A 20,155-nucleotide genomic window follows, 5' to 3' on the forward strand; every position below is an offset into this window, starting at 1 on the left:
GGTCTAGGCCGGGAATGCCCGAATGATTATATTGGCCTGATGGTCCGAGAGCGCCGCGATTCCGAACAACGTCCGTCCCCGGAGGCGCTGCTGGAGGCAGCGCGCCGGGAAGAGAGCGTCAGCGGCAAGCTGAAGATCTTCGTCGGCGCCGCGCCTGGCGTCGGCAAGACCTATGAGATGCTGCAGAGCGCCCACGCCAAGCGCAAGGCCGGCGTCGATATCGTGGTCGGCTTCGTCGAAACCCATGGCCGCGCCGAGACCGAGGCATTGGTGCGCGGGCTCGAGATGGTCCCGCGCAAGAGGCTGGACTACCGCGGCCAGGTCGTCGAGGAGATGGACCTCGATGCCGTGATCGCGCGGCGGCCAAGAATCGCATTGGTCGACGAGCTCGCCCACACCAACGGCGCAGGCAGCCGCCACCCCAAGCGCTATCTCGACGTCGAGGAGCTGCTCTCCCACGGCATTGACGTCTACACCGCTGTCAACATCCAGCACATCGAGAGCCTGAACGACGTCGTTGCCCAGATCACCCATGTCCGGGTGCGCGAGACGGTGCCCGATTCCGTGTTCGACCGCGCCGATGCGATCGAACTGATCGACCTCACGCCCGACGATCTGATTCAGCGCCTGAGGGAGGGCAAAGTCTATGTGCCCAAGCAGGCAGAGCGGGCGCTGGAGCACTATTTCTCGCCGGGCAATCTGACCGCCTTGCGCGAGCTCGCTTTGCGGCGCACCGCCGAGCGGGTCGACGAGCAGCTGCTCAACCACATGCAGGCGAATGCGATTCCCGGGCCCTGGGCCGCGGGCGAGCGCATCCTCGTCTGCGTCAGCGAGGATCCGCGCGCGGCCGGGCTCGTGCGCTACACCAAGCGGCTGGCGGACCGGCTGCATGCTCCGTTCACCGCGGTGTCGATCGAGACGCGGCGATCCCTGCAATTGTCCGATGAGCAGCGCGATCGATTGGCCGATACGCTGCGCCTTGCGGAATCGCTCGGCGGCGAGGCGCTGACCATTCCCGCGATCGGCCGCCGCATTGCCGACGACGTCATCAATTTCGCGCAAGGCAACAACGTCACCCAGATCGTGATCGGCAAGTCGACCCGCTCGCGCTGGTTCGAGATGACGCGCGGCTCCGTCGTCCATGATCTGGTGCGCCGTGCCGGCAATATCAGCGTCCACGTCGTCCCCGGCGACGAACTGCCGGCCGAGGATGGGCCCAAGACAGCGGTACAGGCCGCGGCGCGATCCGAGTCGTTCAATCCGCTGCCCTATCTGAAGGCGCTGGGCATCGTCCTGATCGGCCTTGGCGCCGCCGTGCTGCTCCAGCCGCGGTTCGGCATCGAGAATGTCGATCTCGTGCTGTTGACCGCGGTTGTTGCAGTCGCGGTGCGGTATGGACTATGGCCGTCATTGCTTGCCAGCATTGCAGCCTCGCTTGCTTACAATTTCTTCTTCCTTCCGCCGGTCTACAATTTCACCATCACCGATCCAACCAACGTTGCGGCGTTCTTCTTCTTCATGCTGATCGCCGTACTGGTCTCCAATGTCGCGGCGCGCGTGCGCACGCAGGCCGACGCCGCCATCGGCCGGATCAGGATGTCGGAGCAGCTCTACGCTTTCAGCCGCAAGCTCGCAGGCACCGCGACGCTCGACGACGTGCTGTGGGCGACTGCCTACCAGATTGCGTTGATGCTGAAGGTCCGGGTGGTGTTGCTGCTGCCGGAAGACGGCTTGCTCACGGTGAAATCCGGCTACCCGCCTGAAGATGATCTCGACCAGGCCGACCTTGCCGCCGCCAACTGGGCCTGGAGCAATAACCGTCTCGCCGGCCGTGGCTCCGATACGTTGCCGGGTGCAAAACGGCTGTTCCTGCCGATGCGCACCGGGCGCGGCCCGATCGGCGTGATCGGCATCGACAACGACCGCACCGGGCCGCTGCTGACGCCGGACCAGCGCCGGTTGCTGGACGCGCTGGTCGACCAGGGCGCGCTGGCGATCGAGCGCGTGCTGCTGGTCGAGGACATGGACCGCGTCAAGCGCACCGTCGAATCCGAGCGTCTGCGCTCGGCGCTCTTGACCTCGATCTCGCACGATTTGAAGACGCCGCTCGCCTCCGTGCTGGGTGCCGCCTCGACCATGCGCGATCTCGCCGGTGCGCTCTCCGACACCGAGAAGCGCGACCTGCTCGCCACCGTCATCGACGAATCCGAGCGGCTCAACCGCTTCATCGCCAACCTGCTCGACATGACCAAGCTCGAATCCGGGGCCATTGTGCCCAACACGGCGCTGCATGATCTCGGCGAGATCGTGGGCAGCGCGCTGCGGCGGGCGAGCAAGATCCTTGATAGCCACAAGGTCGCGCTGGTGCTGGCCGCCGATCTGCCGATGCTCCAGCTGGACGCCGTGCTGTTCGAGCAGGTGCTGTTCAATCTGCTCGACAATGCCGCTAAATATTCGCCGCCCGACACCACGATCTCGATCAAGAGCAAACGCGAGCGCGATCATGTCGTGCTCGAGATCGCCGACGAGGGGGCCGGCATCCCGCCCGACGAGCTCGAGAGCGTGTTCGACAAGTTCTACCGCGTACAGAAGGGCGATCATGTCCGCCCCGGCACAGGCCTTGGCCTTGCCATCTCGCGCGGCTTCGTCGAGGCGATGCGCGGGACGATCTCGGCCGCCAACCGCGGCGACCGGAGCGGCGCCGTCCTCACCATTCGTCTTCCCGTTCCGGCGCAGAGCCGTGCATTGGATACCGCCGCATGAGCGCTGCCCCGATCAAGGTCCTGGTCATCGACGACGAGCCGCCGATCCGCAAATTGCTGCGGATGGGACTATCGACGCAGGGCTATGAAATCCTGGAGGCGTCGAACGGCAAGATTGCGCTGGAGAAGCTCGAGGAAGCGCCGGCGCTGATCATTCTCGATCTCGGCCTGCCCGACGTTCAGGGGCACGAACTGCTGCGCACCATCCGCGCCCGCAACGAAAGCGTGCCGATCGTGGTGCTGTCGAGCCGGGGCGACGAGGCCGGCAAGGTCCAGGCGCTCGACCTCGGCGCCGACGATTATCTGACCAAGCCGTTCGGCATGGACGAACTCCTGGCCCGTTTGCGCGCCGCGCTGCGGCATCAGCTCCAGGTGCAGGGCGAGCGCCCGGTGTTCCGTACCGGCGATCTCTCGGTCGATCTCGTGCGCCGCATCGTCAAGGTCGGCGAGCGTGACGTCAAGCTGTCGCCGAAGGAATATGATCTCCTGCGCGTGCTGGTGCAGCACGCCGGCAAGGTGCTGACTCACCGCTTCCTGTTGAGGGAGCTCTGGGACGAGCTGACCGACGCGCAATATCTGCGCGTCTATGTCCGCCAGCTCCGCCAGAAGATCGAGGCCGATCCGGAGCGGCCGCAATATGTACTGACGGAAACGGGCATCGGCTACCGGTTGAAGGCGGGGGATTGATCCCGAAGATCCTACAATAGTCCGTCGATGACGGTGCAAATCAGACCCGTATGGTGGGCAAAGGCGCAAAGCGCTGTGCCCAATATTCTCTCGATTTCGATCAAGGTGGTGGGCACGCTTCGCTTTGCCCACCCTGCGCGATCGAGCGCTGGGCGAGCAGTTTCCTCAGCCCGCCTTCCTGTGCCGCGCCGTCGAACGGTGCGCCTTCTTCGCCGCGCGTTGCCGCCCGGTCGCTCGGCGCGCATGGGACTTCGCTGCCGTCTTTTTTCCGCCGCGTCCCTTCAGGCTCTGCTTCAGTGCGTCCATCAGGTTGACGACATTGCTCGGCCGCTCCTCGGGTTCAGGCAGCTCGATCTTCTTGCCGCTGGCCTTGCGCTTCACCAGCGCCTTCAGCGCGGTCTCGTATTCGTCCTTGAACTTGCCGGGGTCGAAATGCGCGGCCTTGGTATGGAGGATGTGGCCGGCGAGCTCGACCATGTCCTTGGTGATCTTCGGGCTCTTGATGTCTCCGAAGAACTCGCCCTCGTCGCGCAGCTCGTAAGGAAAGCGTAGCGTGGTGCCGAGCAGACCCTTGCCGAGCGGCTCGATCGCCATGATGTGTTCGCGGTTGGTGAGCACGATCTTGGCGAGCGCCACGCGCTCCTGGTCCTTCATGGCGTCGCGGATCACCGCGAACGCGTCGACCGCGGCCTTGCCGTCGGGCGCGATGTAATAGGGATGGTTGAGATAGCGCTGGTCGATCTCCTCGCTCGGCACGAAGCTCTCGATGTCGATGGTGTGGTTGCTCTCGATCTGGACCGCTTCGAGCTCCTCCGGTTCGATCTCGACATATTTGCCCTTGCGCAACTCGTAGCCGCGCCCCTTCTGGTCGCTCTCGACCACGTCGCCGGTCTCGGAATCGATCATCTGCTGCTTGAGCCGGTTCCCGGTCTCGCGATTGATCAGGTGAAATCGCGTCTTCTCCGCTGCCGTCGTCGCCGGATAAAGCACGACCGGGCAACTGACCAGCGACAGCTTCAACGTTCCCTTCCAATAGGCACGCGGGGCCATTCCATTCTCCAGCGTTTTCAGTGCGTTTTGGAACCCCAACCCTCCCATCGGGTTTTGGTTCCGGGTGGGACTTTGGCCGTGATAGGCTTGAATGTCGAAAGAGAAGCGGGACCGGTCGTGCTGCAGAAACTCTCCACTTACCGACAGAAGCGTGATTTCGAGAAGACGCCCGAGCCATCGGGCAAGACCGCAGTGGCGTCATCGAAGCAGCGGCGCTTCGTGATCCAGAAGCACGATGCGAGCCGGCTGCACTACGATCTCAGACTCGAATTCGACGGCGTGTTCAAGTCCTGGGCCGTGACCAAAGGGCCCTCGCTCGATCCGCACGACAAGCGGCTGGCGGTCGAGGTGGAAGACCATCCGCTCGACTATGGCGATTTCGAAGGCACGATTCCGGAAGGGCAGTATGGCGGCGGCACGGTGATGCTGTGGGACCGCGGCACCTGGGAATCCGAAGACGCCGAGCGCGGATTCAAGAAAGGCGATTTGAAGTTCACCCTGCATGGCGAGAAGCTGCACGGAAGCTGGGTGCTGGTGCGCATGCGCAACGACCGTACCGGCGGCAAGCGCACCAATTGGCTCCTGATCAAGCATCGCGACGAATTTGTCCGCGAGGGCGCGGACAACGACATTCTCGACGAGGACAGATCGGTCGCCTCCGGCCGTGCGATGGAGCAGATCGCCGAAGGCAAGGGCCGCGCGCCGAAACCGTTCATGCTGGCGAAAGGGGCCAAGACCAAGGCCGATGCGGTCTGGCAATCCAATCGCGCGGAGGAGACGAAAGGGCACACGGTCAAGCCGGCTCCGGGCACGGCATTGAAGGCCGGCAAGATCTCCAAGAGCAAGACGGGAAAGAAGAAAGCCACCACCGCGACCAACGCCAGGAAGGTCGCTGAGATGCCGGACTTCGTGGCGCCGCAGCTCTGCACGTCGGTCGAGCGGCCGCCGGCCGGCGAAGGCTGGTGCCACGAGATCAAGTTCGACGGCTACCGGGTGCAGCTCCGGGTCGAAGACGGCAAGGCAACGCTGAAGACGCGCAAGGGCCTCGACTGGACCGACAAGTTCGCGACGATCGCGAAAGAGGCGGGGTCATTGCCGGACGTGATGATCGACGGCGAGATCGTCGCGCTCGATCACAACGGCGCGCCAAACTTCTCCTCGCTGCAGGCTGCGCTGTCGGACGGCAAGACCGGCGAGCTGATCTTCTTCGCCTTTGACCTCCTGTTCGCAGAAGGCCAGGATTACCGTCGGCTGCCGCTCGGCGAACGCAAGGCCCTGCTCAAGGAGCTTCTTGAATCGCGCAAGCGGAAATCAGCCCAGATCCGCTATGTCGAGCATTTCGAGAGCGGCGGCGATGCGGTGTTGCAATCGGCCTGCAAGCTCGAGCTGGAAGGCGTGGTGTCGAAGAAGTTGGACGCGCCCTATCGCTCCGGCCGCACCGAGAGCTGGATCAAGGCCAAATGCCGCGCCGGCCATGAGGTCGTGATCGGCGGCTACAAGACCACCAATGGCAAATTCCGCTCCCTGATGGCGGGCGTGCACCGCGGCGATCATCTCGTCTTCGTCGGCATGGTCGGCACCGGATTTGGCTCCGACAAGGTCAAGCGCATCATGCCGTCGCTGAAGGCCATGGAGGCCAAGGAAAGCCCCTTCGGCGGCAAGAACGCGCCGAGGAAAGCCAAAGAGGTGCACTGGCTGAAGCCGGAGCTGGTCGCGGAGATCGAGTTCGCCGGCTTCACCGCCGACGGCAATATCCGCCAGGCCGCGTTCAAGGGCTTGCGGCAGGACAAGCCCGCCGAGGAGGTCGAGGCGGAAACGCCTGTCGACACCGAGCTCGTCGTGCCCAAAGCCAGCAAGCGCGTGGCGAAGACGGCCAAGCGATCGAAGGACGCCGGCACGGCCGAGGTGATGGGCGTCGTCATTTCCAAGCCGGACAAGGAGCTGTGGCCGGATAGCGGTGATGGCGAGGGCGCGACGAAGCTCGATCTCGCCCGCTATTTCGAGGCGGTCGGGACCTGGATGATCGAACATCTGAAGGGCCGCCCGTGCTCGATCGTGCGTGCGCCCGACGGAATCGGTGGCGAGACGTTCTTCCAGCGTCATGCCATGCAGGGCACCTCGAATTTGCTCGAACTGGCCAAGGTCTCGGGCGATCGTAAACCCTATTTGCAGATCGATCGGGTCGAAGGGCTGGCCGCCGTTGCGCAGATTGGCGGCGTCGAGCTGCATCCATGGAATTGCGCGCCAAACGCCTATGACACGCCGGGCCGGCTGGTGTTCGATCTCGATCCGGCGCCGGATGTCGAGTTCGCCGACGTCGTGGAGGCGGCCAAGGAGATGCGGCAGCGGCTGACCGACATCGGCATGGAGAGCTTCTGCAAGACCACGGGCGGCAAGGGTCTGCACGTCGTCGTGCCGCTGCGCTACGGCGCACGCGACAAGGTGGATTGGAAGGAGGCCAAGGCCTTCGCCCAGGGCGTCTGCCAGTGGATGGCCGATGACGATCCAGAGCGCTATCTGCTCAACATGTCGAAGAAGCTGCGCAAGGGAAAGATCTTCCTGGACTATCTGCGCAACGACCGCATGTCGACGGCGGTGGCGCCGTTATCGCCGCGGGCGCGCGCCGGCGCCACGGTGTCGATGCCGGTAACCTGGGCGCAGGTGAAGAGCGATCTCGATCCGAAGCGCTATACGCTGCGAACCGCGCCGGGCTTGCTGGCGCGATCGAAGGCATGGGAGGGTTATGAAGATGCCGCCGCGTCGATCAAGGCGGCGATCAAGAAGCTCGCGGGGAAATGAAGTAGATGCTTGCTACGGGCGCAACTCCCGTAGGGTGGGCAAAGCTAAGCGTGCCCACCATCTCGTTGCGGCGAGGAAGGTGGGCACGGCGCAAGAGCGCCTTTGCCCACCCTACGAAATCCTAGCTGTCTCGCTAGATCCTTCCCATCAGCAGCAGGATCAGCAGGATGACGATGACGAGCCCGAGGCCGCCGCCGCCGTAATAGCCGGTGCCGTAGAACGGGCCGCCGCCGATGCCGCTGAAGCCGCCAAGCAGGGCGATGACCAGAATGATCAGAATGATCGTACCGATTGACATGCGAATCTCCTCCAGCCCTTTGTCGAAAGGGTCGTTTGCACCTGTCCCCTTGGTGCAAGGGCAACTTGCCGCAGGTTTTAAAGTTCCGCCCATGGAAACACCGGTTGCAGGACCAAACCTGCATGGAACATTTGGCGTTTCGGCCGGCATGACTATGTGAGAATCAATCCACAGGGCACGGCCATGTCAGCACCGCTTGTCGTTTCAATTCCGCATCGTCTCGGCCGCGAGGAGGCGGTGCGCCGGCTCAAGTCGGGGCTTGGTCGCGCGGCCGCCAGCATTCCCGTGATGCAGGTCGAGGAGGAACGCTGGACCGGGGACAACATGGCCTTTCGCATCCGCGCGCTCGGGCAGGTCGCGACGGGGCAGGTCGATGTCGCCGACGATCACGTGAAGGTCGAGGTGGTGCTGCCCTGGCTATTGCAGCGCTTTGCCGAGATGGCGCAGGCTACGATCAAGAAGCGCGGGCAGTTGCTGCTGACCAAGGACCAGGGAAAGTAATTTCAGGCGCGCACGCGCGGCCGTGCGGGCCGGATGGCATTTGCCGTGCGGGCCTCGATGACGGAGGCGGGAAGATCGCGGAAAGCCTGCGAGAGCGGCAGTTCGTTGCCTGCAAAGCCCGCCGCAGCGTAGCCGGTGATGTCGACGGTTGCGTCGAACCCTTCGAGCGTGGGCCATTCCCGCCCGGTTTTCGTGAACGGCGCGAACTGACGCCCGACCGCGACGATCGCCGCAGCGCGGCCGTGGCGGCGAGCAAAGGCAATGACATGGTCGGCATGTGCGCCGCGCACCGCCAGCGGCTCGTAGTCGCCTTGAGCGAAAACGTCGGCGAGTTCATTGCGCAGCTTGAGGAGGCGCCGTGTCCAGGCCAGTTTGATCAGGCCGTCCGGCCAGTTCTTGATCAGGCCACGCCAGTCCGGATCGTCCAGCGAGCCCAGCGCCGCCTGCCGCGCGGCAAAGTCGACCGGGCGACGGTTGTCGGGATCGACCAGCGACAGGTCCCAGAACTCGGTGCCTTGATAGAAGTCGGGCACGCCGGGCAGCGTCGCCTTCAGGGTGAGCTGGCTCAGAGAGTTCAACATGCCGAGCAGTGCGAGGCGGCGCGCCAGCGTTTGCAGCGCCTCCAGGAATTCGGCTGACAGCGCGGGGTCGAGGATCTTGTCGACGAAGCTCTTCACGCCGTTCTCATAGGCCTCGTGCGGATTGAGCCAACTGGTCTCTTCCTTGCCCTCCCGCGCGGCTTTCAGCGCATAGCCCTGGATGCGCTCGACGAAGCCGGCATCGACCGGCGACTGCAGCGGCCAGGCCCCGAGCAGCGTCTGGTAGAGCATGTATTCGAACGTCGCCGATGGCGCGCGTAGATTGCCGTGGAGCGCGAGGTGCGGTGCGTTCGACACCTTCCAGCGCGAAACCGCGCTGGTCCATTCGCCGGGAATTTCGCTGAGCGCCGCGATCCGCGCGCGGGCATCCTCGCCGCGCTTGGTGTCATGCGTGGCGGTCGCCGTCATTCCCTGCGGCCATTCCTTGGCGCGGCCCTGCATGGCCTCGTGGAAAGCGGGAATGGTGAGGCCGGTGCTGGCGGGATCGCCGCCGACTTCGTTCAGGGCGAGCAGCCGGTGGAACTGATAGAACGCGGTGTCCTCCAGCGACTTCGCCATCACCGGCCCGGTGAATTGCTGCACCTTCAGCGCGAAGCGGCGCACACGCGGGACACTATGTGGCGGACGACCGGGCTTGAGCAGGTCCATGGTCAGCGCGTCGCGCAGGAAATCGAAGATGCCTTCGTCCGCGGCGAACCATTCCGAACGGGCGCGCGCGATGGTGTCGTCGATCAGCTTGCGGTCGGGGGCCGTCGGGCCGCTGTTGGTCAGATAGGTGCGGTACACCGGGAAGTGCAGCACATAGAGTTCCAGCGCCTGCCGCAGGCTGTCGGCGGAGAAATCGCGGGTCGAGTAATGCCCGTTGGCAATGCGCGCGAGCAGGCGCGTCAGCACGGTGAATTCGCTGGTGAGCAGCGTCTCCAGCACGCGCCGCTTGGCGTCCTTGACGTAAGGCGCAAGCCGCGGCGGCCGGTTGCTGAGCTGCCGCCAGGTCTCGTCCAGCGCCGCCAGCCCCTTGGCGTCGATCAGCACCTGCGTGATGACGTTCATCCATTCATAGCCGGTGGTGCCCTGGACGCCGGCGAAGTGCGGCAGGCGTTCGTGCTCGCACAGGATCTTTTCGATCACCGTATAGAACGGCTTCGTATTGCCTTGCGCGTCGCGCACCAGCCGGCGCAGGCGCTGGCAATATTGGGCGGGATCGCGCAGGCCGTCGATGTGATCGAGCCGAATTCCCTGCAATTTGCCGTCAACGATGAGCTGCTTCACCAGCCGGTGCGTGGCGGCAAAGGTGCTCGCGTCCTCGACGCGCAGACCTGCGAGCCCGTTGACGTCGAAGAAGCGGCGATAATTGATGTCGCTGGAGGCGAGCCGCCAATGCCCGAGCTTGTAATGCTGGCGCTCCAGCAGGTGATGCAGCGCCAGCGTCTGCGCGGGGCGATCCTTGGCGGCACGATAGGCGGCAAGTCCGCGTGCGATGATCTCGGCGGCACCCACGATCTCCCTGAGTTCGGTCTTGAACGCGGGAGCTTCCTTGCGGTTGGGACGGCGCAGTCCGGTGTAGCTCGCCGCTAGCGAGAGCAGGCTTTTACCGGCCTCCGTCTCGGCGGCATCCGCTTCCTTCACGATCATGCGCAGCATCTCGCCGTAGCGCTCCGGCGCGATGGGTAAGCGATGCTCGAAATACCAGGCGGAGAAGCTCCCCTGATCCGGATCGTAGCGCAGCTCGATGTCGCCGCGCTCGAGCGCCTCGCCGTAGGATGCACCCAGGATCGGCAGCAGCACGCCGCCGCGGGCGCGGTAGGCGAGCTGATCCCAGTCGATGTCGAAGGAGACCGCGTGCGGCGAAGCCTGGCCCCATTCCAGCACGTCCAGCCACCAGGGATTGTCGGCAAAATGAACGCCGACATGGTTGGGCACGAAGTCGATGATGAGGCCGATGTCGTTCTGCGTAAGGGCCCCGCTCAGCCGCGCGAAGCCGGCCTCGCCGCCGAGCTCCGGATTGAACTGGCCGTGATCGACGGTGTCGTAGCCGTGGGTCGAGCCCTTGCGGGCCTTCATCACCGGCGAGGCGTAGAGATGCGTGATCCCCAGCGCCTTGAGGTAAGGAACGACCGAAGTTGCCTTGTCGAAGCCGAAATCCGCGGTGAGCTGAAGCCGGTAGGTCGCGATAGGAATGGCGGGAGGCATGTCAACCTCCGAGGCGCCAGACCACCGACCAGGGCGGGAGCCGCTCGCTGGTCCCGCCGCCCCAGATCGGCGTGCCCGCGCTGACATCGGACGTGATCTCCTGGTCCGACAGATTGGCGGTCAGGCGCAACGTCGCGCCGTCCCCCATGCGCCAATGCGCAGTGAGCAGGCCGTTGTCGGCAGCGTCGGCGTCGCCGAAAGCCGCTTCCTTCAGTCGCGGCATGATCTCCTTGCGGCGGACCGCAAGCAGTTGCCGCACCAAGGCGAGCCGTGCGTCCTGCTCCGCCGTGCGGCCGGTCCAGTCGAGCACGGACGATTGCAGCGTGGCCGGATCGAGCGGGTCGGGCACCTCATTGCCGTATTTCTCGTAGGCCCAGGCATATTCCTGCTTGCGCCCCTTGCGGACGGCGTCGGCCAGTTCGCCCTGGAAATCGCAGAAGAACGGGAAGGGCACCGTCGAGCCCCATTCCTCGCCCTGAAACAGCATCGGCACCATCGGCGCGAGCAGGGTCACCGCGAGTGCGGCTTCGATCTGCTGCGGCAATGCCAGGCTTTCGAGCCGATCGCCGAGCGGACGGTTGCCGATCTGATCGTGGTTCTGCAGGAAGTTGACGAAGGTCGCCGGCGTCAGCTCGCCGCTCGGCTCGCCGCGCGGTTTCTTGCCCCAGAACTCCGAAACCTCGCCCTGATAGACGAAGCCCGAGGCGAGTGCGCGCGCGAGGTCCATACGCGGCGTCTGGTAGTCGGCATAATAGCCGGCGAGCTCACCCGTCAGCATCACGTGCCAGACGTGGTGATAGTCGTCGTTCCACTGCGCGCGATACTTGCCGCTTGGTGGATTCTGCGCGGCATCGAGCAGGCTGGCGCGATTGTCGCCATTCTCCAGCACGAGATGGATGTGCCGCCCCGTCGCCTTGGCGAGTTCGCCGGCGGCGACGCTGAGGTCCTGCAGCATCGACTGCTCGCCGGGCACCGCCATGATGTGATTGGCGGCATCCAGCCTCAGGCCGTCGAAACGGTAGTCGCTGAGCCAGGACAGCGCATTCTCGACTGCGAACGCGCGCACCTGCGGCACGCGATAGTCGATCGCGCTGCCCCAGGGTGTGTGCGCGTCGGTGAAGAAGGCCGGCGCATAGCGGCCGAGATAATTCCCCTCGGGGCCGAAATGATTGTAGACGACGTCGAGGAACACCATCAGGCCGCGCAGATGCGCCTCGTCGATCAGCGTCTTGAGCTCTTCGGGGCGGCCATAGGCGCTGTCGGGCGCATACCATAGCACGCCGTCGTAGCCCCAGCCGCGGCGTCCTGCGAAATCGGCCAGCGGCATCAGTTCGAGCGCCGTGATGCCGGTTGCGGCGAGATGATCGAGCTTGTCGATCATGGCGCGGTAAGAGCCGGCAGCGGTGAAGGTGCCGACATGGGTCTCGATCAGCACCGTCTCTTCCCAGGGACGACCGCGCCAATCGCGCGCACGCCATGAAAAGGCATCGTGATCGATCACCTCGCTCGGGCCGAACACATCCTCGGGCTGGAAGGGCGACGCCGGATCGGGCACGTCGATCTCGTCGTCGATCCTGAACTTGTAGCGACTGCCCACGGGAAGACCGACGATATCGGCGACATACCAGCCATCCTGGCGGCGTTGCATCGCGTGTCTTCGGTCGAGCAGGAGATCGACGCGCCGCGCCGCGGGCGCCCACAGACGGAACGAGACGCCGTCCTTCGTCGGCTTCGCCCCGAAGGATGGCCTCATAGCGCCCCCGCGAAGGCGAGCACGGAGCGCGGCTGCGCCTTGCTGTCGCTTCCGGGCTGGAAGTCGGCCGTGTTCAGCTTGGCATCGGTCGTGTTCAGGATCTGCTGCCAGCTCTTGTATTCGGTCATTTTGGGCAATTTGAATGCGATCTCTTCCGGGGCGGCGTTCAGAACGATAAAGATCGCGGCGCTGCCTGGTTCCATCGGCCCCATCACATAGGAGAGGAACCTGCCTTCCGGGAATTTCCAGTCGTTCTCCGTCATCTCGTTGCCTTCAGGGGTCAGCCACAGCGCGCCGTAGGAGATGCCGTCCTTGGGGCGGCCGTCGAGCCAGCGATGGCTGCGAAGTTGCGAGAACCGGCGGCGGATGTCGGCGAGTTGGGCGACGAAATCGACCATGTCGTCGCCCTCCTTGCCGAGATTGTCCCAGCCGACCCAGCCGATTTCGTTGTCCTGGCAATAGGCGTTGTTGTTGCCGGATTGCGAATTGCCGACCTCGTCGCCGGCGAGGATCAGCGGAATGCCCTGCGCGAGCATCAGACAGGCCAGCACGTTCTTGCGAAGCTGGCGGCGCAGGCCGATGATATCAGGATCGTCGGTCGGACCCTCGACACCGCAATTGTTGCTGTGGTTGTCGTTGGAGCCGTCGCGATTGTCCTCGCCGTTGGCCTCGTTGTGCTTCTCGTTGTAACTGAAGAGATCGGCGAGCGTGAAGCCGTCGTGGACGGTGATGTGGTTGATGCTGGCGCGCGGCCGCCGTCCGTCATGGTTGAACAGGTCGGATGACGCCGTCATGCGGCTGGAGATATCGCCGATCAGGCTGCCTTCGCCGCTCCAGTAGCGCCGCATGGCGCTGCGATAGCGATCGTTCCATTCCGACCATTGCGAGGGGAATGCCCCGACCTGGTAACCGCCGAGGCCGAGGTCCCAGGGCTCGGCGACGAGCTTGACGGCCGCCAGCACCGGATCCTGTCGGATCGCGGTGAGGAACGAGATGCCGCGATCAAAGCCGTTCGGGCCGCGCGCGAGCGTGGTGGCGAGGTCGAAGCGGAAGCCGTCGACGTGGCAGACCTCGACCCAGTATCGCAACGAATCCATCACCATCTGCAACACGCGCGGATGGGTGAGGTTCACCGACGAGCCGCAGCCGGTGAAGTCGTCGTAATAGCGCGGGTTCTCGCGGTTCAGCCAGTAATAGGAGGCGTTGTCGATGCCGCGGTAGCACAGCGTCGGGCCGAGGTGATTGCCCTCGGCGGTGTGATTGTAGACGACGTCGAGCATCACCTCGATGCCGGCATCGTGCAGGCGCGCCACCGTGGTGCGGAAGGAGTCGAGCGCGTTGTCCTGGGCGTAGCGCGGCTCGGGGGCGAAGAAGGACAGCGTGTTGTAGCCCCAGTAATTGACGAGCTTCTTCTCCACCAAGATGCGGTCGTCGACGAAGCTGTGCACCGGCAGCAGCTCGACCGTGGTGACGCCGAGCTTCTTCAGGTGCTCGATCATTGCCGGCGAGGACAGGCCGCCATAGGTGCCACGCAGGTTCGGCGGCACGTCGTCACGCTTCTGCGTCAGACCCTTGACGTGAGCCTCGTAGATGACGGTGTCTTCCCAGGCGATGTTGGGACGGATCTCGCGGCGGCCCCAGTTGAAGGTCTCGTCGACCACGACGGCCTTGGGCATGCCGCGCGCGTTGTCGCGGCGGTCGAAGGAGAGATCCTCGCGCGGGCTCCCGGTGCGGTAGGCAAAATGCGCATCGCTCCAGACCAGGCGCCCCGAGAGCCGCTTGGCATAGGGGTCGAGCAGCAGCTTGTTGGCGTTGAAGCGGTGGCCGTGCTCGGGCTCATAGGGACCGTGCACGCGATAGCCGTAGAGCTGGCCGGGCGAGACGTCGTTGAGATAGCCATGCCAGACGTCCTCGGTTCGTTCCGGCAATTCGATGCGCTCGAGCTCGCGACGGCCCTGGCTGTCGAACAGGCAGAGCTCGACCTTCTGTGCGTTGGCGGAGAACAGCGCGAAATTGGTGCCGCGTCCGTCCCAGCTTGCGCCGAGGCGTGCGGGCGATCCAGCAGTCAGGCGCATGTGTCAGCTTTCCGGAACGAGGAAGATCGCGGCGAGCGGTGGAATGGTGAGGCGAAGCTCGGGCGCCTTGCCGTCAACGGCATGAACCTCGCCGATGTTCCCGACATTGCTGCCGCCATAATGGGCGGAGTCCGAATTGAACACCTCTTTCCACTTGCCGGCAAAGGGCACGCGAACGCGATAGTTCTGATAGACATTGGGAGAGAAGTTGGTGATGACGAGACACCGTGCGTGCTCGTCAAATCCCTTGCGCAGCCAGGCGAACACGTTGCGGTTGGCATCGTCCGTGATCAGCCATTCGAAACCGGCCTGGTCGCAGTCCATCTGGTGCAGCGCCGGCACCGCGCGATAGAGCCGGTTGAGGTCCCGGATCAGCGCCTGGATGCCGGAATGGTATTTGTATTCGAGCAGGTGCCAGTCGAGGGATTGGTCGTGGTTCCATTCGCGGCTCTGCGCGATTTCGGCGCCCATGAACAACAGCTTCTTGCCGGGATGGCCGAACATGAAGCTGTAATAGGCGCGCAAATTCGCAAAGCGCTGCCACTCGTCGCCGGGCATGCGGCCGAGGATCGAGCGCTTGCCGTGCACGACCTCGTCATGGGAGAGCGGCAGGATGAAGTTCTCCGAGAAGGCGTAGTGCAGACCGAACAGGATGTCGCCGTGATGGTGCTTGCGGTGAACAGGATCCTTGCTGATGTAGTTCAGCGTGTCGTGCATCCAGCCCATGTTCCACTTGTAGCCGAAGCCAAGCCCGCCGAATTCGACCGGGCGCGAGACCTGCGGCCAGGCGGTGGACTCTTCGGCAGCCGTGGTCGCCTGCGGGAAGCGAGCGAACAGTTCGGTGTTGAAGCGCCGCAGGAAGTTGATCGCCTCGATGTTCTCTCGGCCGCCATACTGGTTCGGGACCCAGGCGCCCGGCGGGCGGCTGTAGTCGAGATAGAGCATGGACGCCACCGCATCGACGCGCAGCCCGTCGATCGCGTAGCGCTCCAGCCAGAACAGCGCGTTCGACACCAGGAAGTTCGTTACTTCGGTGCGGCCGTAATTGTAGATCAGCGTGCCCCAGTCGAGGTGGCGCCCCTGCAGCGGATTGGCGTGCTCGTACAGCGCGGTGCCGTCAAAGCTGCCGAGCCCGTGCGGATCGTCCGGGAAGTGACCGGGCACCCAGTCGAGCAGCACGCCGACGCCTTCGCGGTGGCAGGCGTCGACGAGGGCGGCAAAATCTTCCGGTGTGCCGAAGCGGCTGGTCGGGGCATAGAGGCCGGTCGGCTGGTAGCCCCAGGACCCGTCGAAGGGATGCTCGCTCACGGGGAGGAATTCGAGATGGGTAAAACCCATGTCGCGGACATAGGCCGGCAGCTGCTCGGCCAGCTCGCGATAGGTCAGCCATTCATCGCCGTTCTTGCGGCGCCATGAGCCGAGATGAACCTCGTAGATCGACATTGGCGCCGACAGCGCGTTGATGCCATCGGGTGCCGGGCGCGGCCGTGGCAGATGCGCCTCGTCGAACACGATGGAGGCCGTCTTCGGCCGCACCTCGCTGGCGAACGCCATGGGATCTGACTTCAACGGCAGCAGATGGCCATGCGGCCCGATGATTTCGAACTTGTAGTGATCGCCAGCCTTGGCATGCGGGATGAACAATTCCCAATACCCGGCGCCGCGCACCCGCATGGGATGACGCCGCCCGTCCCAGAAATTGAAATCGCCGACCACGGACACGCGCCGCGCATTCGGCGCCAGCACAACGAAGCCGATGCCGTCGATGCCTTCGTGGCGCATCGGATGGGCGCCGAGCTTGTCGTAGAGGCGCTGGTGGGTGCCTTCGCCGAGCAGATAGAGATCGAAATCGGTCAGGACCGGCGGAAAGCGATAGGCATCCTCGAACTCGACGACGTTGCCGCCGAACTTTGCGCGCAGCTGATAGTGCTTCGAGCCGTTGGGCAGGGCACCGATGAACAGCCCGGCATCGTGCACGCGGTCGAGCGAGGCGACCTCCCCCTGTTCGCCGACCGCCTCGACATTGGAGGCCTCGGGCAGAAACGCGCGCACCACGCTTCTACCGCCCTCGGGGTGCAGCCCGAGATAGTGGAAGGGGTCGGAGTGGCGGCCCTCGATGATCGCATAGGCTTCGGCAGGCAGTTTAGGCATGGGCTTCGCTCTCGGTACTGGACAGAATGCGAAGCAGTCCGGTCAGCGGCGCATGGAGCCCCTCAGGCCGGTGGGACAGCTCGTACTCTACGTCATGGAAGGCCTGATCAAGCAGGAAAAATCTTAACAGGCCTTCCGCGGATTGCCGGTTCTCCGGCCACAGCCGCCGATCGGTCATGGCGTCGCGATAGGCGGACAGGAAGGTTGCGGCGGCGCGCTCGCGCCATTCGTCGAGCGCGGCCGTGAGCCGGCCTTGCTCGTCGGAGGCACCCGTGAGCGCGCGGCTCAGCGCCGCGTTCACCGAACCATCGATCGAGCGGATCAGGCCGGCGACGTCGCGCGCGGCAGGCAGCTTACGCCGCTTGCCGGCCAGCGGCAGACGCGGATCGCCGTCGAAGTCGATGATGAAGATATCGTCCTTCACGATCAGAGTTTGCCCGAGGCGGAAGTCGCCATGATGACGGATGTTCAACCCGCCGATCTCTGAAGGCAATAGCGCATCGAGGTGGTCGGGTAGGGTCGCGCGCACTGCGGCGAGCCGGTCGATCAGCGGCCGGTCCGCCTCCCGCAGGCCGTCGCGGCTGTCGGCAAGCCGCTCGAAAACCCGTTCGGCCCGCGCCTTGAGGTCGGACACAAGTCGTTTGACGTGCTCAGGGCCGATCGGCTCCGGGGCGAGATCGTCCGCCTTCGCCGCGGCCAGGGCGACATGCATCTCGGCGAGCCGCCTGCCGATCTGCGCGATGAAGTGCAGATAGGGCGATTGCTCCTGGGTCTCGCGGGGCGCTTCGCCCGCCGACAACACGCGCTGCTCGTCGATATAGCGATCGAGATAACCCGTGGTCACGGTCCAGCCGTCGCCCTGGTTCTCGACATAGGCATGCAGTACGCCCAGCGCGCTGCGCTGATCGCCCTCGACCAGCTCGACGCTGCCGAGTAGCGCCGGCGTATTGGCAAAGCGCGCGACCTCGGTCAGATAATGGCCGATCTCGATCTCGGGATTGATGCCGCGTTCGAGCTGACGATAGAGCTTGGCGACGTACTGGTTGTCGACCATCGCGGTGCTGTTCGACTGTTCGATCGCGCGGATCCGTTCGGGCTCCTTGATGGTGTAGTCGGCGAACCGGCTGGTCGCCTTGAACTCGAGCCGCAGATTGTTCTCCTCCACCACCAAATTCTGCGACAGGTTGCGCAGGAAGAGGCCGATGAAGATCTGGTCGGTCGCGACGTCGAGCAACGTGCCTTCGCGTGCACCCTGGCGCACCGCGGCGAGCGCCTTGGGGTTGAAGCGCTCCCGGTCGAAGCGCACCCACTCGATCTGCATCGGCAGCACGTAACGCCGCGCGGCGTCCTGGTCCGCCCTCTCAAAGAACGCGATCCAGGGCCTGTTGTCGCCGATATCGCAGAACGGCACGGCCGAGGTCAGCGTGGTCTTGATCTGCTTGGGATTGTGCTCGGGATACCACCGCGTCCGCGACAAAAATCCCGGCAGCACGTCGCGCTCGAACACGCCGCGCTCGCGGGCGAGCGACACCCAGTTCGAATTCACCGGCACCACCAGCGTCTCGAATTCCGGCACCGCGCGCGGCGTCACCGGCTCGGACTTATCGCGTTCCTGAAGCTGGAACCAGTAGAAGCCGTAGGGCCCCAGCGTGATCATGTAGGGCAGCTCGCCGATCGCGGGGAAGCGGGTGCGGCCGAGCATCTCCTGCGGGATGCGGTCCTTCCACGGCGACAGATCGAGCTCGGTCGCCTGCGCGGCGCGCGAGAGGTTGGCGACGCACAGGATCACCTCGTCGTGGTACTGCCGGACATAGGCCAGCACGGCGCGGTTGGCCGGGCGGATGAAGGTCATGGTACCGCGACCGAAGGCGAGCGTCGACTTGCGCACCGAGATCAGCCGCTTGGTGGCGCTGAGCAGCGATGACAGGCTGCGCGACTGCGCCTCCACGTTCACCGATTCGTAGCCGTAGACCGGGTCCATGATCAGCGGCGCGTAGAGGCGGGCCGGGTCGCAGCGCGAGAAGCCGCCATTGCGGTCCGGGCTCCATTGCATCGGGGTGCGCACGCCGTTGCGGTCGCCGAGATAGATGTTGTCGCCCATCCCGATCTCGTCGCCGTAATAGATGATCGGCGTGCCGGGGAAGGACAGCAGCAGCGAGTTCATCAACTCGATCTTGCGCCGGTCGTTGTCCATCAGCGGCGCGAGGCGCCGGCGGATGCCGACATTGATGCGCGCGCGGGGGTCGTTGGCGTAGGTGGTCCAGAGATAGTCGCGCTCGACGTCGGTGACCATCTCCAGCGTCAGCTCGTCATGATTGCGCAGGAACAGCGCCCATTGGCAGCTCGCCGGAATGTCCGGCGTCTGGCGCAGGATGTCGGTGATCGGGAAGCGGTCCTCCTGGGCGATCGCCATGTAGATGCGCGGCATCAGCGGGAAGTGATAGGCCATGTGGCATTCGTCGCCACGGCCAAAATATTCCTGCACGTCCTCCGGCCATTGATTGGCCTCGGCCAGCAGCAGCTTGCCCTTGGAGTAGGCGTCGAGCTCCTGACGCAGGCGCTTGATGATGGCGTGAGTCTCGGGGAGGTTCTCGTTGTTGGTGCCGTCGCGCTCGCAGAGATAGGGAATGGCGTCGAGCCGGAAGCCGTCGACGCCCGCGTCCAGCCAGCGCTTCATCACCTGGATCAGCGCGCTGACCACGCGCGGATTGTCGAAATTGAGGTCCGGCTGGTGCGAGAAGAACCGGTGCCAGTAGAAGGCGCCAGCCTCGTGATCCCAGGTCCAGTTCGACTTCTCGGTGTCGGTGAAGATGATGCGCGTGCCCTGGTATTTCTGGTCGGTGTCGCTCCAGACATACCAGTTGCGAGCGCTCGAGCCCGGATGGCTGCGGCGCGCGCGCTTGAACCAATTGTGCTGGTCCGAGGTGTGGTTGACGACGAGCTCGGTGATGACGCGCAGGCCCCGCTTCTGCGCTTCCTGGATAAAGCGCTTGAAGTCCTTCATCGTCCCGAAATCGGGATTGACCGAGCCGTAGTCGGCGATGTCGTAGCCGTCGTCGCGGCCGGGCGAGGGGTAGAACGGCAGTAGCCACAGCGCGGTGACGCCGAGCTCCTGCAGATAAGGCAGCCTCTCGGTCAGTCCGGCGAAGTCGCCGATGCCGTCATTGTTGCTGTCGGCGAAGGCCTTGACGTGGAGCTGGTAGATGATGGCGTCTTTGTACCAGAGCTCGTCCACGATCTCGGCAGCCTCGGCTTTCTTGGTGTCGACGGAAGATAGAACATTCATGGCG

The 20,155-nt window shown here is 64.6% G+C and carries 11 protein-coding genes; 4 read left to right on the top strand and 7 right to left on the bottom strand.

Annotation, left to right across the window (positions count from 1 at the left end; translation table 11 throughout):
* Positions 1 to 39 precede the first annotated feature (39 nt).
* The gene (locus tag IVB26_RS10065; protein WP_247971520.1) at positions 40 to 2,763 is read left to right on the top strand and encodes a sensor histidine kinase; all 2,724 of its coding nucleotides are present in this window, start codon (positions 40 to 42) and stop codon (positions 2,761 to 2,763) included.
* Positions 2,760 to 3,449 carry a response regulator gene (locus IVB26_RS10070; RefSeq protein ID WP_247971521.1) on the top strand — a complete coding sequence of 230 codons (690 nt, stop codon included), beginning with the start codon at positions 2,760 to 2,762 and terminating at the stop codon, positions 3,447 to 3,449. The genes IVB26_RS10065 and IVB26_RS10070 overlap by 4 nt, the downstream gene beginning before the upstream one ends.
* Positions 3,450 to 3,614: 165 nt before the next feature.
* Here the strand turns inward: IVB26_RS10070 and ku are convergent, their stop codons facing one another.
* On the bottom strand, positions 3,615 to 4,499 hold the full coding sequence (ku, locus tag IVB26_RS10075) for a non-homologous end joining protein Ku (protein ID WP_247971522.1): 885 nt from the start codon (positions 4,497 to 4,499) through the stop codon (positions 3,615 to 3,617).
* Between the two features lie 117 nt (positions 4,500 to 4,616).
* Between ku and ligD the strand changes: the two genes are divergently transcribed.
* Positions 4,617 to 7,298, top strand: coding sequence for a DNA ligase D (gene ligD / locus IVB26_RS10080; protein WP_247971523.1), 2,682 nt, complete (start codon positions 4,617 to 4,619; stop codon positions 7,296 to 7,298).
* Positions 7,299 to 7,431: 133 nt separating this feature from the next.
* On the opposite strand, the gene IVB26_RS10085 is transcribed toward ligD, so the two are convergent.
* The gene (locus IVB26_RS10085) at positions 7,432 to 7,596 is read right to left on the bottom strand and encodes a DUF3309 family protein (protein ID WP_018318514.1); all 165 of its coding nucleotides are present in this window, start codon (positions 7,594 to 7,596) and stop codon (positions 7,432 to 7,434) included.
* A gap of 183 nt (positions 7,597 to 7,779) precedes the next feature.
* On the opposite strand from IVB26_RS10085, the gene IVB26_RS10090 reads away from it, so the two are divergent.
* Complete coding sequence (locus IVB26_RS10090) at positions 7,780 to 8,097, top strand: polyhydroxyalkanoic acid system family protein (protein WP_247971524.1); 318 nt, start codon at positions 7,780 to 7,782, stop codon at positions 8,095 to 8,097.
* A gap of 2 nt (positions 8,098 to 8,099) precedes the next feature.
* On the opposite strand, the gene treY is transcribed toward IVB26_RS10090, so the two are convergent.
* The 5 genes from treY to treS are packed head-to-tail and all read right to left on the bottom strand — an operon-like array spanning position 8,100 to position 20,151.
* Complete coding sequence (treY, locus tag IVB26_RS10095) at positions 8,100 to 10,886, bottom strand: malto-oligosyltrehalose synthase (protein WP_247971525.1); 2,787 nt, start codon at positions 10,884 to 10,886, stop codon at positions 8,100 to 8,102.
* 1 nt (position 10,887) lies between these two features.
* Positions 10,888 to 12,639 (bottom strand): malto-oligosyltrehalose trehalohydrolase, encoded by a 1,752-nt coding sequence (treZ, locus tag IVB26_RS10100; RefSeq protein WP_247971526.1) that lies wholly within the window; start codon positions 12,637 to 12,639, stop codon positions 10,888 to 10,890.
* The gene (gene glgX / locus IVB26_RS10105; RefSeq protein ID WP_247971527.1) at positions 12,636 to 14,714 is read right to left on the bottom strand and encodes a glycogen debranching protein GlgX; all 2,079 of its coding nucleotides are present in this window, start codon (positions 14,712 to 14,714) and stop codon (positions 12,636 to 12,638) included. Before glgX ends, treZ begins: the two co-directional genes overlap by 4 nt.
* 3 nt (positions 14,715 to 14,717) lie before the next feature.
* A complete protein-coding gene (glgB, locus tag IVB26_RS10110; protein WP_247971528.1) occupies positions 14,718 to 16,865 on the bottom strand; it encodes a 1,4-alpha-glucan branching protein GlgB in 2,148 nt (715 codons plus the stop codon).
* On the bottom strand, positions 16,858 to 20,151 hold the full coding sequence (gene treS / locus IVB26_RS10115; RefSeq protein WP_247971529.1) for a maltose alpha-D-glucosyltransferase: 3,294 nt from the start codon (positions 20,149 to 20,151) through the stop codon (positions 16,858 to 16,860). Before treS ends, glgB begins: the two co-directional genes overlap by 8 nt.
* Positions 20,152 to 20,155 lie beyond the last annotated feature (4 nt).

The organism is Bradyrhizobium sp. 195 (genome assembly GCF_023101665.1).
Lineage (GTDB): Bacteria > Pseudomonadota > Alphaproteobacteria > Rhizobiales > Xanthobacteraceae > Bradyrhizobium.

Bases quoted from the DNA above. Each gene is read 5' to 3' on its own strand.
- IVB26_RS10065 (WP_247971520.1), top strand. From the start codon at position 40: ATGGTCCGAGAGCGCCGCGATTCCGAACAACGTCCGTCCCCGGAGGCG.
- ku (WP_247971522.1), bottom strand. From the start codon at position 4,499: ATGGCCCCGCGTGCCTATTGGAAGGGAACGTTGAAGCTGTCGCTGGTC.
- treS (WP_247971529.1), bottom strand. From the start codon at position 20,151: ATGAATGTTCTATCTTCCGTCGACACCAAGAAAGCCGAGGCTGCCGAG.
- treZ (WP_247971526.1), bottom strand. From the start codon at position 12,639: ATGAGGCCATCCTTCGGGGCGAAGCCGACGAAGGACGGCGTCTCGTTC.
- IVB26_RS10070 (WP_247971521.1), top strand. From the start codon at position 2,760: ATGAGCGCTGCCCCGATCAAGGTCCTGGTCATCGACGACGAGCCGCCG.
- glgB (WP_247971528.1), bottom strand. From the start codon at position 16,865: ATGCCTAAACTGCCTGCCGAAGCCTATGCGATCATCGAGGGCCGCCAC.
- IVB26_RS10085 (WP_018318514.1), bottom strand. From the start codon at position 7,596: ATGTCAATCGGTACGATCATTCTGATCATTCTGGTCATCGCCCTGCTT.
- IVB26_RS10090 (WP_247971524.1), top strand. From the start codon at position 7,780: ATGTCAGCACCGCTTGTCGTTTCAATTCCGCATCGTCTCGGCCGCGAG.
- glgX (WP_247971527.1), bottom strand. From the start codon at position 14,714: ATGCGCCTGACTGCTGGATCGCCCGCACGCCTCGGCGCAAGCTGGGAC.
- treY (WP_247971525.1), bottom strand. From the start codon at position 10,886: ATGCCTCCCGCCATTCCTATCGCGACCTACCGGCTTCAGCTCACCGCG.